At 64.6% G+C, this 15,249-nt stretch carries 13 protein-coding genes; 2 read left to right on the top strand and 11 right to left on the bottom strand.

The genetic code is table 11. From position 1 onward, the window contains the following. Positions 1-12: 12 nt before the first annotated feature. From K408_RS0103430 to K408_RS0103410, 5 genes are all read right to left on the bottom strand, one after another. The gene (locus tag K408_RS0103430) at positions 13-1,425 is read right to left on the bottom strand and encodes an FAD-binding oxidoreductase (RefSeq protein WP_024337212.1); all 1,413 of its coding nucleotides are present in this window, start codon (positions 1,423-1,425) and stop codon (positions 13-15) included. A 165-nt stretch (positions 1,426-1,590) separates the two neighbouring features. Next, positions 1,591-2,652 (bottom strand): MBL fold metallo-hydrolase, encoded by a 1,062-nt coding sequence (locus K408_RS0103425; protein WP_024337213.1) that lies wholly within the window; start codon positions 2,650-2,652, stop codon positions 1,591-1,593. 235 nt (positions 2,653-2,887) lie between these two features. After that, the gene (locus K408_RS0103420) at positions 2,888-5,044 is read right to left on the bottom strand and encodes a methyl-accepting chemotaxis protein (protein ID WP_024337214.1); all 2,157 of its coding nucleotides are present in this window, start codon (positions 5,042-5,044) and stop codon (positions 2,888-2,890) included. A gap of 162 nt (positions 5,045-5,206) precedes the next feature. Continuing rightward, the gene (locus K408_RS0103415; protein ID WP_024337215.1) at positions 5,207-5,932 is read right to left on the bottom strand and encodes an outer membrane protein; all 726 of its coding nucleotides are present in this window, start codon (positions 5,930-5,932) and stop codon (positions 5,207-5,209) included. Positions 5,933-6,156: 224 nt separating this feature from the next. Then, positions 6,157-6,477, bottom strand: a complete 321-nt coding sequence (locus tag K408_RS0103410; protein WP_024337216.1) for a helix-turn-helix domain-containing protein — start codon at positions 6,475-6,477, stop codon at positions 6,157-6,159. Positions 6,478-6,661: 184 nt separating this feature from the next. Between K408_RS0103410 and K408_RS0103405 the strand changes: the two genes are divergently transcribed. Next, positions 6,662-6,946 (top strand): hypothetical protein, encoded by a 285-nt coding sequence (locus K408_RS0103405; RefSeq protein ID WP_024337217.1) that lies wholly within the window; start codon positions 6,662-6,664, stop codon positions 6,944-6,946. Positions 6,947-7,111: 165 nt separating this feature from the next. Here K408_RS0103405 and K408_RS0103400 read toward each other — a convergent pair whose 3' ends face one another. The 5 genes from K408_RS0103400 to K408_RS0103380 form a co-directional block, all read right to left on the bottom strand. Continuing rightward, on the bottom strand, positions 7,112-8,731 hold the full coding sequence (locus K408_RS0103400; protein WP_024337218.1) for an ABC transporter ATP-binding protein: 1,620 nt from the start codon (positions 8,729-8,731) through the stop codon (positions 7,112-7,114). Further along, positions 8,731-9,570 (bottom strand): ABC transporter permease, encoded by an 840-nt coding sequence (locus K408_RS0103395; RefSeq protein WP_024337219.1) that lies wholly within the window; start codon positions 9,568-9,570, stop codon positions 8,731-8,733. The genes K408_RS0103400 and K408_RS0103395 overlap by 1 nt, the downstream gene beginning before the upstream one ends. After that, positions 9,567-10,538, bottom strand: a complete 972-nt coding sequence (locus K408_RS0103390) for an ABC transporter permease (protein ID WP_024337220.1) — start codon at positions 10,536-10,538, stop codon at positions 9,567-9,569. The genes K408_RS0103395 and K408_RS0103390 overlap by 4 nt, the downstream gene beginning before the upstream one ends. A gap of 203 nt (positions 10,539-10,741) precedes the next feature. Further along, complete coding sequence (locus tag K408_RS0103385) at positions 10,742-12,292, bottom strand: ABC transporter substrate-binding protein (RefSeq protein ID WP_024337221.1); 1,551 nt, start codon at positions 12,290-12,292, stop codon at positions 10,742-10,744. A 301-nt stretch (positions 12,293-12,593) separates the two neighbouring features. Beyond that, positions 12,594-12,905 (bottom strand): hypothetical protein, encoded by a 312-nt coding sequence (locus K408_RS0103380; protein ID WP_024337222.1) that lies wholly within the window; start codon positions 12,903-12,905, stop codon positions 12,594-12,596. A gap of 179 nt (positions 12,906-13,084) precedes the next feature. Between K408_RS0103380 and irr the strand changes: the two genes are divergently transcribed. Next, positions 13,085-13,570, top strand: coding sequence for a Fur family transcriptional regulator Irr (gene irr / locus K408_RS0103375; RefSeq protein ID WP_024337223.1), 486 nt, complete (start codon positions 13,085-13,087; stop codon positions 13,568-13,570). A gap of 37 nt (positions 13,571-13,607) precedes the next feature. On the opposite strand, the gene K408_RS0103370 is transcribed toward irr, so the two are convergent. Next, entirely contained in the window at positions 13,608-15,155 is a 1,548-nt protein-coding gene (locus tag K408_RS0103370) for a winged helix-turn-helix domain-containing tetratricopeptide repeat protein (RefSeq protein ID WP_024337224.1), read from the bottom strand. Between the last annotated feature and the right edge of the window lie 94 nt (positions 15,156-15,249).

Below are 15,249 nucleotides of genomic sequence, written 5' to 3'. Positions count from 1 at the left end.
GCATGTGCTTTCCTAGATCACCTTGCCTGGATTGAGCAGGTGGTCGGGATCGAGCGCCGCCTTCAGCGTCCGCATCAGCGCGATCTCGGCCTCGCTCCTGGCGTGGCCCAGCCACTGCTTCTTCAAGGTGCCGATGCCGTGCTCGGCGGAGACGCTGCCGCCCATGTCGCGGACGAGACCGTAGATGATCGCGTCCATCTCCTCCTTCGGCTGCTGCGCGACCGAGAGGCCGCCGACCCAGGAGACGAGATGCAGATTGCCGTCGCCGATGTGACCGTAATAGACGCTCTCGCAACCCTTGATGCCGGAGGCAAGCGCCGCCTTGCAGCGCGTGACGAACTCGTCCATGCGCGCCACTGCAAGGCCGATGTCGTAGGCGATGTGCGGCCCCAGCACCTGGCCAAATTCGGCGCAGATGTCGCGCACGCGCCAGAAGGCCTGCGTTTGCGCCAGCGATTGCGCGACGGCGGCATCCGCCAGCAGCCCGCGCTCCATCAGCTCTTCGAGCCAGGCCTGGAAGCGCGGCGCATCGACGCTCTCATCGGTGCCTTGCGCCTCGACCAGCACGTAGAGGCCGTGGCCCGCCGCGACCGGCGGCTTCACCCCCGCGCGATTCGTGATCACGTCCCAATAGTCCGGCCACATCACCTCGAAAGCCGAGAGCAGCGGGCCGAGCCCGCTGCGCGCGGCGTCGAGCAGCGCGATTACCGCCGCATAGTCCGTCAGTGCACAGAGCGCGGCCATGGTCGAGCGTGGCTTCGGAAACAGCCTGAGCACCACGCGGGTGATGATGCCGAGCGTGCCTTCCGAGCCGATGAACAGATGTTTCAGGTCATAGCCGGCATTGTTCTTCATCAGCTTGTTGAGGCCAGTGATGATGGTGCCGTCCGGCAGCACCACTTCGAGACCGAGCACCAGCTCGCGCGTCATGCCGTAGCGGATCACGCGGTTGCCGCCGGCATTGGTGGAGAGATTGCCGCCGATCGCGCAGGAGCCGCGCGAGCCCAGGTCGAGCGGAAAGAAGAAGCCGGCCTCGTCGGCAGCCTTCTGGATCGTCTCCAGCGGCGTGCCTGCCTTCACCGTCATCGTCATCGACGCGCGATCGATCTCCTCGATGCCGGTCATGCGCTCCAGCGAGATCGCAACCCAGCCCGCCTCGGGGGAAGCGCCGCGGCACAGCCCGGTCAGTCCGCCCTGGGGCACGAAGGGAAGGCGCGCCTGCCGGCAGGCCGCGATCGCATCCGCCACACCTTGCGCATCGAGCGGGCGGATCACCGCCAGCGGCGTCTGCGGCAGGCTCGCGCTCCAATCGTTGCAATTGCGGGCGGGCACTTCACTGCCCATCAGTACCGCGGCCGCACCAAGTCTGTCGCGCAGGGCGCCGAGCAATTGGTCGGCCTGCCCGGCCGGCGTCACCATGTCCATGCGAGACCTCCGTCAAGATCCGGCTGCGCTCGTCGCGCGAGGATTTGTACCGGGCTGTGTGTAAGGTACAAGAGAGAGTAAAGCAGACGGAGGGTCTCGCTCAAGGCGGAAGACCCTTAGCGGCTCAGGCCAGGCCGGCCCTCGGGTTGAACGGCGAAAGCAAGCTCACGTCGTCCGAAACCGCAGCACGCCGTCTTGCATCTCGGCCGTCAGCCGGCCCTCGACGATCATGTAGTTGACGTGGGCGACGAGCTCGCCGGCAGCAAAGCCCATCTGGTGCTCGTCCAGCACGTGCTTGTTGAACACCACAGGCACCAGCGCGCGCGAGGTCTGCGGCATCTCGCGGCAGGCTTCGGCGATCAGCCGGCAGCGCTCCTCGTGATGGTCGGCGAGCTGCTTGATGCGGGTCTTCAAGCCGTAGAACGGCACGCCGTGGCCGGGCAGCACCAGCACGTCGTAGGGAAGCGTCGTCGTGAGGCTGGCGAGCGAGGCCAGATACTCGCCGAGCGAGTTCTGCTCGGGCTCCACCGCCCAGACGCTGACATTCGGCGAGATCTTGCTCAGCACCTGGTCGGCAGAGAGGAACAGCTTGTCGTCGGCGCAATACAGCATCACCTGGTCGAGCGCGTGGCCGCCGCCGGTGATTACCCTGAAGCGGCGCGTGCCGATCACGACATCCTCGCCGTGGGAGATGCGTCGGTAGGATGGCGGCAGCACGGAGACCCGCTTGAGATAGTCCTGGCCGCGACCGAGCAGTTTTTCGGTGAGCGACTCGTCCATGCCATGGCGGCGGAAGAACAGCCGCTGGGCCTCGCGCCGCTCGTCGGTGCCGCGGTTCTGGTGATAGACCGACTGCAGATATTCGACCTGCGACATCACCAGCGGGCAGTTGAAACGCTCGACGATCCATCCCGCGAGGCCGACGTGGTCGGGGTGGGAGTGGGTGACAATCAACCGCGTGATGTCGACGCCCTTCAACGGACCATCGAACAGCTTCGTCCAGGCTTCGATCGTTTCCTCGTTGCCGAAGCCGGCGTCGATCATCGCATAGCCGTCGCCGTCGGCGAGCAGGTATATGTTCACGTGGTTGAGGCGGAACGGCAGCTTCAGCCGCGCCCACAACACGCCGGGCCTGATCTCCACGATCTGTTCGGGGCCGGGGTGCTGTTCCCAGGGGTAGCGCAGGGCCTCGGCCGAGGATTGTGCGGTGTCGGTTTTTGAACTCATCCTATTCGCTTAAACCCAGCGCGAGCGGGGCGCCAGCCGAAAAAGGATGGCTGGCGGGCGCCGCATGGCCGTCATACCGGCAGTGTTTTTCCGCGTCTCGGTTGAAGCGCCAAAAAGGCAGTCATTCCGGGACGCTCCAAAGCGCGAACCATGGTGGGCGGTTGCGCACCCGAGAATCCCGGGATTGTGGTCCGAGACTCCGGGTTCGCCTCTTCGAGGCGCCCCCGAATGACGATCAGGCCGCCCGGATGTCGTTGAGGAACGCGTCGATCTCCCCGCGCAGCATATCGGCCTCGCGCCGGAGCGCGTCCGAGGCGCTCAGCACTTCGCCAGCCGCGGCGCCCGCCTCGGCGGAGGCGGTGGATACGCCGACGATGTTGCTGGAGACCTCGCTGGTGCCGCCGGCCGCATGCTGGATGTTGCGGGCGATCTCGCGCGTGGCGGCGCCCTGCTCCTCGACCGCGGCCGCGATCGTCGTGGTGACGTCGTTGATCTCGCCGATGATCCGGCCGATACCCTGGATGGCGCCGACCGCGGAGGTGGTGACCTCCTGCATGCTGGCGATCTGCGTGCGGATCTCGTCCGTCGCCTTCGCAGTCTGGCTCGCCAGGCTCTTCACTTCGGAGGCGACCACGGCGAAGCCGCGGCCGGCCTCGCCTGCGCGCGCCGCCTCGATCGTAGCGTTGAGCGCCAGCAGGTTCGTCTGTGAGGCGATGGTCTGGATCAGGTCGACGACGACGCTGATGCGGCTCGCGCTGTCCGCGAGGCTCTGCACCGTGGCGTCGGTCGCTCCCGCTTCATCGACGGCCTTCTTGGCGATCTCGGCGGAGGTCACGACCTGGCGGCTGATCTCCTGGATCGAGGAGGACAGCTGCTCGGTGCCGGCCGACACGGTCTGCACGTTGACCGACGTTTCCTCCGCAGCGGAGGCGACCGCGTTGACCAGCGCATTGGACTGGTCGGCGGTGCTCGACATGCTCTGTGCGGTCGATTGCATCGAATTGGCCGACTGCGCCAGATTGTCGAGGGCGGAGCGCACCGTGCTTTCGAATTCCGCGATCTTCGCTTCCATGCGCGCGGCCCGCTCGGCCTTGGCGATCCGGTCCTTGTCCTGCTCGCTCGTCAGTGCACGAGCCTCGATCATGCTCTCCCGGAACACTTGCAGCGTGTTCGCCATCGCCGAGATTTCGTCATTGTGGTTCTTCGAGCTGTAGATCTCGGTTTCGAGATCGCCGTTCGCGAGCAGCTGCATCGAGTGCTGCAATGCGCCGATCCGGCGCAGGATGTTGCGGCCGACATAGAGCCAGACGAACAGCGCCGAGCCGACCAGCATCAGCGCGCCCAGCGCCAGCATGACTGACGTCGCGAGCGAGATCTCCTGCCGCGCCTGTGAGGTCGAGGTGTTGGTCTCCTTCTGCACGCCGTCGACGAGCTGCTGCACGCTGATGCCGAGGCCGACATTGAGCTTGCGCGTCTCGTCCAGGATGGTCTGGCCATAGTCGATGGAGTCGAGTTCCTTCTCGCGCAGATTGAACACGCCGGTCTTCCCGGTGCCGAGCGCGAGCAGCTTTTCCGCCGTCTCGCGCAGCATCTTGTTGCCCTGATTGTCGGGCAGCAGATCGAGGTTGGAGCGCAGGCGTCCCTGTGCCGTCTTGAATTCCTTCTGGATGTCGTCGAGCTTGTCGCTCGTGCTCGCCGACAGCGCGGCGCTCATGTTCGCGGCGGCAAGGTTGCCGCTGGCGACGACGTTGCCGAGCTGACCGACCGTCTGCGCGGCATCGGTTGCGTCGGCGGCGGACAGGTCCGCAGAGCCGAGAATGGCGTTGACCCGAGTCTGCGCGTCCAGCATCGCCGGGTTTGCCGCGCCGACGAACGCGCCCTGCGCGGAGCGAAGCGCGTCATATTGCTTCTCATGGAGGGCGGCGATGTCGAGGCGCTCGCGAGCGGCCTTCGCCAGGCTCTGGGCCGCATCGTTGATGCTCTTCATCGTTTCGCTGAGCCCGGAAACAACGCTCTTGTCTCCGCCGAGCTCGATGATCTCGTTGAGCTTCTGTTGCGTCTGCTCCTGCAATTCCCTGAGTTTCTTGGTGCGTTCATTCAGGGCCTCGTCGTTCTGCGCAGCAAGCAGCGCCGGTCCCTGCGCCGCAAGGCTCGCGCTCAGTGCCGACAATTGCAGGCTGGCGGCAAGACGCGGAATGTCCCGCCCGCTAAGTTCCGTCATGCGTCCGCCGAGATTCTGCAGCGCCAGGCCGGCGCCGGCTGCGATCACGAGACCCATGCCCGCGATTACCGCGAACGCCGCGAACAGGCTGCCACGCACGCCCCATCTCGGCATTTTGAAACGAGTACGGAAACGGCCAAGGAAGCGGCCAAGGCCCAGACGGATCGCCATCGAAAATTCCCCCAATGTTCTTCTGGTTGTGGCGGCAGTATCAGTACGACCGGTTAAAGAATCGGAATTGGCGCAACTGGCTGCCTTGTGTTCCGCATGGCGAAAAAAAGAAGGGCCGGCAACGGCGCCGGCCCTTCATCGCGGTAAGATCTTGGTAACCGATCAGTAGCGCGCGACCGCCGGGCTTGCCCAATTGAAGCGGTAGTTGACGCCCGCCTTGAAGGTATGGTCGTCGGTGGTGAAGCTGCCGGTGCCCGCGAGCGGACCGCCGGTGAAGCTCGCGTCGCCGAAATTGTAGTACTGGTACTCGGCCTTGGCCGACCAGTTCTGGGCGAACATGTATTCGAGGCCGGCGCCGACGGTATAGCCGTTGCGGTGATCGCCCGTGATGACGAAGGCGGTGGGCACGCCGCCGACGGTCACCTTCTCGTTGTTGTCCGAATAGGCGTAGCCGCCCTTCACGTAGAGCAGGCCCGGACCCCATGTGTAGCCGACGCGGCCGGTGATCGAGCCGAGGCCGCGCTGGTCGTTGGTATAGGCGACGCCGCCGGGGAACACTGCGCCGACGCTGCCGGACAGCCAGGAATACTGGCCTTCGAGGCCGACCACGAAGTACGGGTTGAGCTGCCAGTCCGCGCCCACCTGCACGCCGCCGAGGAAGCGGCCGTTGGCGTTGTTTCCAGTGGAGAGGCCGTTGAAATTGTTGTCGCTGGAGAACGCGCCGCCGAGATGCGCACCGATGTAGAAACCCGTCCAATTGTAGATCGGCGCAGCGTAGGCCGGCGCGGGCGTCTTGTAGTAGTTGCGGTTGCCGAGATCGGCGCCGACGGCAGGCGCAGCCGCGCCCACCGCGAGCAGCGCTACGGTCGCAAACAGAATCTTCTTCATGGTCTTGAACTCCAACACGTCAGGTCCCGGCAGGCGCGCTTTCCGCGCCGTCACTGGTTTTGCAGATAGCTCGCTTTTGACGAAAATGCTGTCACATGCGTGGCACAGCGGCACCCAACCTAACTTATTGGGCTGTAAATGAGTTTCGTGCTTAACGTCACCCTAAGAAGCGGTGAAGGAAGGCTTAACCTCGCGCACCTCAGGTAACTTGTGCGCGACTCTTGTTAACCAAGCCGCCGCCGCGCCTCATCGCGCATCTGCTCGCGGAACGCGGCGCGCTTCGCCGGCCGGTCTTCCTCGCGCACGTCATGACGATCGAAGACGTCGAACTTCTCCAGGATCGGATAGCGCTCGCTCGCCATCGCGAGGACGCGCAATATCTTTGTCGCCTCGGGTGTTGGGCCGCTGACCTCCCAGCGTCGGATCGTGTCGGCGCCGCCTCTCTCAGGCAATCCGCAAAGCTTGGCCATGTCGGCCGCAGTGAGCTTTCGCTCCAGGGCGTCGGAGAGATCGTTGCGAAGCTGCTTCAGTTCGGCGCCGGTCATGTTGCTTACGTCCAGGAGGTCACTGAACGCAATCCACTAGCGCTGATTCGGGTCCATCCGAAGGCGGCCGGCTATCCATGGGCACCTTCGTCCGGACACGGAGTTATGAATGGAGGCCTATGGAAATTTCCCCGTACCTAAACAGTTGTGATTGACGGATGCCAGCCGGGCGAAAGGATCAACAATGAAAGCCATCAACCTCGCCATTGCGGCGCTCGTTACGTCCGGGCTGCTTGTCGCGCCGTTCGCGGCTGAAGCGAAGAAGGCCCGGCCGAGCCGGACTTACACCACTGGCGTGGGGGCGCCGACCTATAGCGGTGCCGGAGCGCCGGTCGCGCAGCCGAGGTCGTCCTACGGGTCGTCCGGACAGACGGTCGGCACAGTCACGGCGCCCTCGATCGGATCATACAATTGGCCATCGGTCGGCGTGACCAACTCGGTCCCCACATGGAGCAACACCACGCGATAGTCCGGTGTCCTCCGTTCAGACGCCTCGGACGGTCTATTGACCGATCATGCAGCGCCATCCGGCCGGTCGTTCGGCCTCGCGCGCTGGGCTGCAAAGCTGCTCACCACCTCATGTCCGTAGCAGGCGTAACGCGGATGTGTTTGCTCCTTAGATGGCGAGCCGGGCTCAGGCGGCGGACGCTTGCTTCCGACCCGGTACCGCCGCAAGCAGCTCGCGCGTGTAGGCGTGCTCGGGCGCGGCGAACAACTGCGCGGTCGGCTTCAGCTCGACGATGGCGCCGCGTTGCATCACCGCGATGCGGTCGCAGATCTGGGCTGCGACGCGCAGATCGTGGGTGATGAACAGCATCGAGAGGCCGAGGCGCGCCTTGAGATCTTCGAGCAGCTTCAATACCTGCGCCTGCACTGACACGTCGAGCGCGGAGACGGCTTCGTCGGCCACGATGACCTCGGGTTCGAGTGCGAGTGCGCGCGCAATGCCGATTCGCTGGCGCTGGCCGCCGGAGAATTCATGCGGGTAGCGCTCGAGCGCACCGGCGTCCAAGCCGACCATCCTGAGGAGATCGCGGGCGCGCTCGAACGCGACCTTCGGATCCGTTCCGGCCGCGATCGGGCCGGCGGCGATGATGTGGCCTATCTTGCGGCGCGGATTGAGCGAGGCGAACGGGTCCTGGAAGATCATCTGGATGCGATGGCGCTCGGCCCGGAGCGCCTTGCCGGAGAGAGAGGTGAGATCGGTGTCGCCGATCCGCACCGTGCCGCGGTCGGCCTCGATAAGCCGCATCACGAGGCGCGCCACCGACGACTTGCCGGAGCCGGATTCGCCGACCAGGCCGAGCGTCTCGCCCTTGAGAATGTTGAAATTGACAGCGCGCGCGGCATCGACGCGGCGGTCTTCCCGAAACCAGCCGCCCGAGGTGACATAGGTCTTGTCCAGCCCGATCACTTCAACGGCCTTGGCCATTTCGTCCAGGGGGCTGCGAACGGGCGGATCTATCGACGGGACGGCGGCGAGCAGCGCCTTGGTGTAGTCATGCTGCGGCTCCTCGAAGACGGCAGAGGCGGGACCTTCCTCGACGACCTTGCCGTGGCGGAGCACCACGACCTGGTCGGCGATGTCGGCGACCACGCCGAAATCGTGTGTGATGAACATCACCGCCATGTTGCGATTGCGCTGGAGATTTCGAATCAGCTTGAGAATCTGAGCCTGTGTGGTGACGTCGAGCGCGGTGGTCGGCTCGTCCGCGACCAGCACCGCGGGCTCCAGCGCGAGCGCCATCGCGATCATGGCGCGCTGGCGCTGGCCGCCCGAGAGCTGGTGCGGATAGGCGCGCACGATTCTCTCAGGATCGGGCAGGCCGACCTCGCGCGCCAGCGACAGGGCCTTGGCTCGCCTTTCCCTGGGTGTCAGCAGGCCATGCGCCTCGAACATCTCCGCCATCTGGTCGCCGATGCGCATCAACGGATTGAGCGCAGTCATCGGCTCCTGGAAAATCATCGCCAGGCGGCGGCCGCGCAGGTCGCGCCAGCCGTCATCGTCGAGCTTGAGCAGGTCGCGGCCTTCAAAATGGATCTCGCCGGAGGTGACCGACACCGTGTCCGGCAACAGGCCCATCAGCGCATGCGCGCACATCGACTTGCCGGATCCGGACTCGCCGACCACACAGACGATCTTGCCTGGCCGGAGATCCAGCGAGACACCGTCGACGGCGAAGGGGCGCTCGGCGCCTTTGGGCAGCGCGATCCGCAGGTTCTTGATGGAGACGGCGGGTGGGGCGGTCGTCATCAGCGGCCCTCCCGGGACAGGCGGGGATTCAGCGCATCGTTGAGGCCTTCACCGATCAGATTGAGCCCGAGCACCGAGATCAGGATGGCGACGCCGGGAAACACCGTGATCCACCAGGCCTGACGGATCACGGTGCGGCCGGCGCCGACCATGTAACCCCAGGAAATCAAGTTGGGATCGCCGAGGCCGAGGAACGACAGGGAGGATTCCAGGAGGATCGCGGTCGCCACCATCAGCGAAGCCAGCACGATCACGGGCGACAACGCGTTCGGCAGGATTTCGCGGAGGATGATCCAGCTGTTGCTCTGGCCGGTCACCACAGCGGCCTGGACATATTCGCGGGTGCGCAGCGACAGCACCTCGCCCCTGACGAGCCGGGCGACCGGCGGCCAGCTCACCAGGGCGATCGAGGCAACGATCGAGTAGATCGAGGGCTGCAGGATCGCGACGAGCACGATCGCGAGCGCGAAGCTCGGAATGGTCTGGAAGAATTCGGTGAAGCGCATCAAGGCGTCATCGACCTTGCCGCCGAAATAGCCGGCCATGGCGCCGATCGGCACGCCGACGACCAGTGCGACCAGCGTCGAGACGAGCCCGACCAGCAGCGATACCCGTGCGCCGAAGATCATGCCCGCGAACACGTCACGGCCGAGCGCGTCGGTGCCGAGCGGCACCGTCGAGAGCGTGAACGGCGGCAGGAAGGGCCGCTGCACCATGCGCCAGGGCGAGTTCGGGAACAACATCGGCCCGAACACCGCGACCGAGATCGCCAACAGCAGGATGACGAGCCCGATGACGCCACTCGGACTCTTCAGTATCGATTTCCAGAACTGTTTCATGAGGCGAATTCGATGCGTGGATCGACCAGTCGATAGACCAGGTCGGTGATGAGGTTGAAGATCAGGACCATGGCGGAGCAGATCACGAAGACTCCGAGCAGCAGGTTGTAGTCGCGCTGCAGCAGGGCGTCGTACATCAGCCGCCCGATGCCCGGCCAGGCGAATACGGTCTCGGTGATAACCGCGCCTCCGATCAGCGTGCCGGAATGCACGCCGGCGAGCGTCACGACGGGAAGCAGCGCGTTCCGCAGCACGTGGCGGCGCTGGATCACGGAGTCGGCGAGACCCTTGGCACGCGCCGTCTTGACGAAGTCGAGGCGTTTCACCTCCAGCATCGAGGCGCGCGTCATGCGGGTGTAGGTCGCCATGAAGAACAGGCCCAGCGTCATGCCCGGCATGACCAGGTGTCTTGCGACGTCGACCACATGGGCAAGACCCGTATAATTCCCGCCGACCGTGTCGTAGCCGAAGCTCGGCAGCCAATCGAACGTGACCGAGAACAACAGGATGCCCATCAGCGCCACCCAGAAGATCGGCATGGCGTAGAAGATCAGGGCGAACACGGTGATGGCCGTGTCGAGGAAGGTCCCGGCAAAGCGTGCGGCGAAAGTGCCGAACAGGATGCCGAGCATGAGCGAAATCGCGAATGCGGTCAGCGTCAGCAGCAGCGTCGCGGGCAGCCGTTCGCCGATCAGCTTTGCAACCGGTGCCTGCTGGCGGAAGGAGAAGCCGAGGTCCAGGGACACGACGCCCTTGACGTAGATGAAGAGCTGCTCGGGCAGCGGCTTGTCGAGGCCGAACTTCTCCCTGAGCTGTTTGACGAAGACCTGATCGCTGGCGCCGGCCTCGCCCGCCATCACGACCGCGGGATCGCCGGGCGCCAGCCGGATCAGGAAAAAATTGAGAACGACGATCGCGAGCAGGACGATCACGCCCTTGACGACACGCTGAGCAACGAAGGTAAGCATTTAGGTTCGCAAGCTAGTCGGTTGAGGCGGCCGTGCCGCACGCCATACCTCTCCCCAACGGGGAGAGGTCGCGCCGAAGGCGCGGTTGAGGGGGATCAGGTTCCACGAGAGAGCGTAAACCCTCGCCCGTATCGCATCTGGCGATGAGAACGGCCGCCGATAGCGGCCGACGCCTCTCCTTGCGGGAGAGGTGGGCACCGCCCTCACTTGTCGAGCCATGCGTCCTTGAAGCCGTCATTGACTCCAATTCCCGTGGTGATCAGGTTCTTGACCTTGCACCGCGTAATCGTGGGGAATTGCAGCTCGAGCATCCAGGCCACCGGCACGTCCTCGACCAGGATCTTCTGCGCCTTCTCGTAGATCTCCTTGCGCTTCGAATCCGGGGTGGCGACGGCGCCCTCGGCGAACAGCTTGTCGATCTCCGGGTTGGAGTAGCCCTCGACATTATTGAAGACCTGGCCCTTGGCGATGTTGCTGGAAATGTAGTTGCGGCCAACGCCGAGCGCGGGATCGCCGTACTGGTAGAGATAGGTGAAGGCGATGTCGTAATCCCAGTCGCCGATCTTCTGGTTGCCGCCCGCAACGTCGGTGGCGATCGTCTCGATGTTCATGCCGACGTCCTGGAGGTTCTGCTTCACCGCTTCACCCCAGCGCTGCCAGGTTTCGCCATAGGCGAGCGGCATGAGGCGGATCTTCTCGCCCTTGTAGCCGGCTTCCTTCAGCAGCGCCTTGGCCTTGGCTGGATCGTAGGGATACTTCTTCACGTCGTCGGTGTAGTACTTGATGGTCGAGGCGGACGGGCCGGTCGCGACCTTGCCGAGCCCGTTCCAGATCACGTCCTTGGCGAAGTCGCGGTCGATCGCGTACATGATCGCCTGGCGGACCCGCTTGTCCGCGAGCGGACCCTGGCGGTTGTTCAGCCACAGCCAGGCCAACGGCGAGAAGAATTCCCAGCCGGCCCCGGTGACGCAGGTGTCCTTCAGCTTGGACAGCCGCGGCACGTCGAAATTCTCGACCGACCCGCCGGGCAGCACGTCCACCTTGCCCGTTTCGAACGCCACCGAGCGCGCCGCGGCGTCGGGAATGATCTGCCAATAGATCTCGTCGAGATAGGGTTTGCCCTTCTCGTGGTAGTTCGGGTTCTTGACGAGGCGTATGAACGAGCCCTTCTGCCACTCCTTGAACATGAACGGACCGGTGCCGACGGGCGCATTGTTGTATGCGTTGGTCTTGAAGTCGGTGCCCTCATAGAGATGCTTGGGCACGATCGGCATCGAGCCGACCTCGAAGATGCCGAGGAAGGGGCCGAACGGCTGCTTCAGCGTGAACACGACGGTGTAGTCATCAGGCGCCTCGACCCTGTCGACCTGCGCGAGGTTGGTGCGGGCCCGCGCATGCGTCTGCTTCAGCATCTCCATCGAAAACAATACGTCGGCGGCGGTGAAGGGCTTGCCGTCATGCCAGGTCACGCCCTTCTTGAGCTTGAAGGTGTAGGTCTTGGCGTCCTCGCTGACGCTCCAGCTTTCCGCGAGCTCCGGCTGCGGCTCGAGCTTGGGACTGTAGCGCAGCAGCCCCTCGAAAATGTTGCCCGACACCATCTGGGTCGGACCGTTCTGGATCATCGCAAGCATCAGGCCAGGCGGTTCGGGCTGGATCACGGCATTGATGACGCCCCCCGCTTTGGGCTCCTGCGCCAGTGTCGGGGCCGTGAGGCCGCAAGCCAGGAGAAGACCAAGCAACACTCTTTTCGGCATGTCGTATCTTTCTCAAGCGAGGCCAACCTCGAACGCTCCCGCAGGCGTTCTCGCGCGCGAAAGCTACGGCCGGCCCATCCCAGTCCCCATCCGGGATTGAGGCTCCCACAGTCTCGTTCGGCGCCGCAAGATGAAAGTCTCGACAGCATCAGCACAAAAAATGTACAGCGCGTCCTGTTTACCCGTGCGCACTCGGCCACGTCGGATCGGCCCATTTCGAGCGATCGGACAGGTTCAGTCGCGTTGAGAGCAAGGCGAGGCGGTGCACAAGCCTGCGCCTGCGACCAAAAGCATCAGGTCGCTAATTGGTGCCGAGCGCCCGCCGCAGCTCATCGAGCGCCTCGGCCAGCTGCTCGCGGTGCGCGATGTCGTCCTTGGGTATGCCAGCGACGCTGCCTGCGAGGTCACGCAGGATGCCGGCGAGCAGGCCGAAATTGATGTGGAGATGCACCGATTTGCGTTCGTCCGTCGCGCCCGGATGCTGAAGCACCACTGTGACGCCGCTGCCGTCGAGCCGTGCCTCGAAGCGGGACGAATGCTCGAAGGTGCCGACATAGAACTTGTCAGGGTATTCGAGCGCGATCTCTGCCTTGTCGGGAATCGGCTTGGACATGTGAGCCTCATTGATATCGGACCCTTCTGGCCGGGAATGGGACGGATCGCCTTGCGCTAGGTCAGAGACGGCTCCCCTCCCGATTTGATCCGGATCAAAGCCCAGCCACTGCTTTTGCGATCGAATGGCAACTGGTGCGCGCTGCTGCGCGCGCCCTTCCTTGAGCCGCGAGACGATCGATGGACATTCAGGCCACGACTATCCCAGCCGATGACGATCACGGACCTGATATCGCTGGCCTCGATGTGACGGCAAAGGCGGGCCTGCAACACTGCCTGCAATTGCTGGGCAATGCCGGTCTGCGCCCGACGCGCCAGCGCCTGGCGCTCGGCCAGTTGCTGTTCCTGGGCGGCCATCGCCACGTCACGGCCGAGAGTCTCTACGAGGAGGCGATGGCGGCGAATACGTACCTGTCGCTCGCCACTGTCTATAACACGCTGAACCAGTTTACCGAAGCCGGCCTGCTCCGCCGCATCGCGGCCGACGGTCTCAAGTCGTTCTTCGACACCGACACGTCCGTCCATCCGCACTTCTATCTCGAAGGCGAGGATGTGCTGGTCGACGTTGCCGACGGCCTCGCCTTCACCAAGCTGCCCGAGGCGCTTCCCGGCCACGAGATCGCGCGGCTCGACGTTATTGTCCATTTGCGCCGGAAGCGTACATAGCGCCGGTCCTCCGGGGGAGGTAAGAGCACTGCGGCGCTCACCGCAATCCGGCCCGGCGAAATCCCTCCAGATAGTGCTCGCGATCCGCGTCGTTGGCCCACGGCAGCTGTGTAGAGATCCAGTGCAGCGAGATACCGGGCTGAGTACGGCGGAGCTCGCCCAGTGCCATCTCCGCAAGCGCTCCGTCACTCGTCATTCCCGCGCAGACAGCGAGCACGCGGTAGGCGCCGGTGAGATCGCCGCGGTGGCGGATCGCCTCGCGGGCCAGCGCGATGGCCTCCTCATAGCGACGTTCGGTGAAACGCGCATAGGCGGCGATGCCGTGATAGACCGCCAAGGACGGATCGCGCGGCGACAGCCGGATCGCCCGTTGCGCGGCCTCGAACGAATCCTTCGGTCGTCCAGCATAGCACAGCGCCAGCGCGTAGTAGCCCTCCGCCAGCGAGAAGTTCGGATTGAGCGCCAGCGCCTGCTCGAACTCCGACAGCGCATCCGCAAGCCTGCGGGTCGAGAAGCAGACGCTGCCGAGCGCGGCATGCGCCCAGGAATCCTCATGATCGCAGCGCAGCGCCGCGAGCGCGGCAGCTTCCGCGGCCGGGGCGACCACGGCCAGCTCAACCCAGCCGAGATGCACGCCGAACATGTCGTTAACGGCGAGCAGCGACAGCGCCTGGCCATAGTTCGGATCGATCGTCAGCGCGCGCTCGAGCAGTGCCCGTGCGGCGTCGTGATCTTGCCGGGTCACGCGCCAGTAATGCGACAATGCGCGCATCAAGAGGTCCCAGGCGTCCAAACTCAAAGGCGGCTTGCGACGGCTCCGAACATTCTCCGCCGCGTGGATCTGCGGCTCGATGGCCGCGGCGATCGCATTGGTGATCTCGTCCTGCACGGCGAATACATCGACGAGCTCGCGGTCGTAGCGCTCGGCCCAGAGATGGCGTCCCGATACGGCGTCGTTGAGTTGCGCTGTGATGCGCACCCGATTGTCCGCCTTGCGTACGCTGCCTTCGACGACGTAGCGGACGCCGAGTTCCTCGGCGATCTGCCTGATGTCGACCGCGCGCCCCTTGTAGGTGAAGGACGAGTTCCGGGCGATCACCGTGAACCAGCGCTGTTTCGACAGCGCGGTGAGGATGTCCTCGCTGATCCCGTCACCGAAATAGTCCTGCGCGGGATCGCCGCTCAGGTTCTCGAAGGCGAGTACCGCGACGGCCGGGCGGTCGACCACGCGCGGGGGCGTTCCCTCGGCTTCCGCCTGCGCACAGGACGCCGCCGCTTCTTCCCGGACTTCGCCGACGAACCGGAAGCCCTTGCGCGCAATGGTCTTGATCAGCCGCTGGGTCGAGCCGTCGTCGCCCAGCGCCTTTCGCGCTGCGTTGATCCGGCTATTCAGCGCCGAATCCGAGACGATGCGGTCGCTCCAGATCCGACCAATTAGGTCATCCTTGCTGACGACGCGGTCGCGCTCCGTGATGAGGTAGAGCAGCAGATCGAACACCTGCGGCTGCAGCGGCACGGCTGCTCCATCGCGGGTGAGCTCCCGCAGATCGCCGTCAAGAACGTTGTTTTCAAAGTGAAATCGCACGTTTCAGTCGTCTCAAGCAAAAATCAAAGTCGTCTCAGGCGAAAATAAACCGTCTGCGAAAGTCTGGGGACGGACGATCGGGCATGGTGCGAAG

Source organism: Bradyrhizobium sp. in8p8, from assembly GCF_000426845.1.
Classification (GTDB): domain Bacteria; phylum Pseudomonadota; class Alphaproteobacteria; order Rhizobiales; family Xanthobacteraceae; genus Bradyrhizobium; species Bradyrhizobium japonicum_C.
The sequence above is the reverse complement of the archived record's forward strand: the minus strand, read 5'-3'. Positions and strand labels throughout refer to the sequence as shown.

Coding starts and splice junctions, on each gene's coding strand:
- K408_RS0103430 (WP_024337212.1), bottom strand. CDS start 1,425: ATGGACATGGTGACGCCGGCCGGGCAGGCCGACCAATTGCTCGGCGCC.
- K408_RS0103425 (WP_024337213.1), bottom strand. CDS start 2,652: ATGAGTTCAAAAACCGACACCGCACAATCCTCGGCCGAGGCCCTGCGC.
- K408_RS0103420 (WP_024337214.1), bottom strand. CDS start 5,044: ATGGCGATCCGTCTGGGCCTTGGCCGCTTCCTTGGCCGTTTCCGTACT.
- K408_RS0103415 (WP_024337215.1), bottom strand. CDS start 5,932: ATGAAGAAGATTCTGTTTGCGACCGTAGCGCTGCTCGCGGTGGGCGCG.
- K408_RS0103410 (WP_024337216.1), bottom strand. CDS start 6,477: ATGACCGGCGCCGAACTGAAGCAGCTTCGCAACGATCTCTCCGACGCC.
- K408_RS0103405 (WP_024337217.1), top strand. CDS start 6,662: ATGAAAGCCATCAACCTCGCCATTGCGGCGCTCGTTACGTCCGGGCTG.
- K408_RS0103400 (WP_024337218.1), bottom strand. CDS start 8,731: ATGACGACCGCCCCACCCGCCGTCTCCATCAAGAACCTGCGGATCGCG.
- K408_RS0103395 (WP_024337219.1), bottom strand. CDS start 9,570: ATGAAACAGTTCTGGAAATCGATACTGAAGAGTCCGAGTGGCGTCATC.
- K408_RS0103390 (WP_024337220.1), bottom strand. CDS start 10,538: ATGCTTACCTTCGTTGCTCAGCGTGTCGTCAAGGGCGTGATCGTCCTG.
- K408_RS0103385 (WP_024337221.1), bottom strand. CDS start 12,292: ATGCCGAAAAGAGTGTTGCTTGGTCTTCTCCTGGCTTGCGGCCTCACG.
- K408_RS0103380 (WP_024337222.1), bottom strand. CDS start 12,905: ATGTCCAAGCCGATTCCCGACAAGGCAGAGATCGCGCTCGAATACCCT.
- irr (WP_024337223.1), top strand. CDS start 13,085: ATGGACATTCAGGCCACGACTATCCCAGCCGATGACGATCACGGACCT.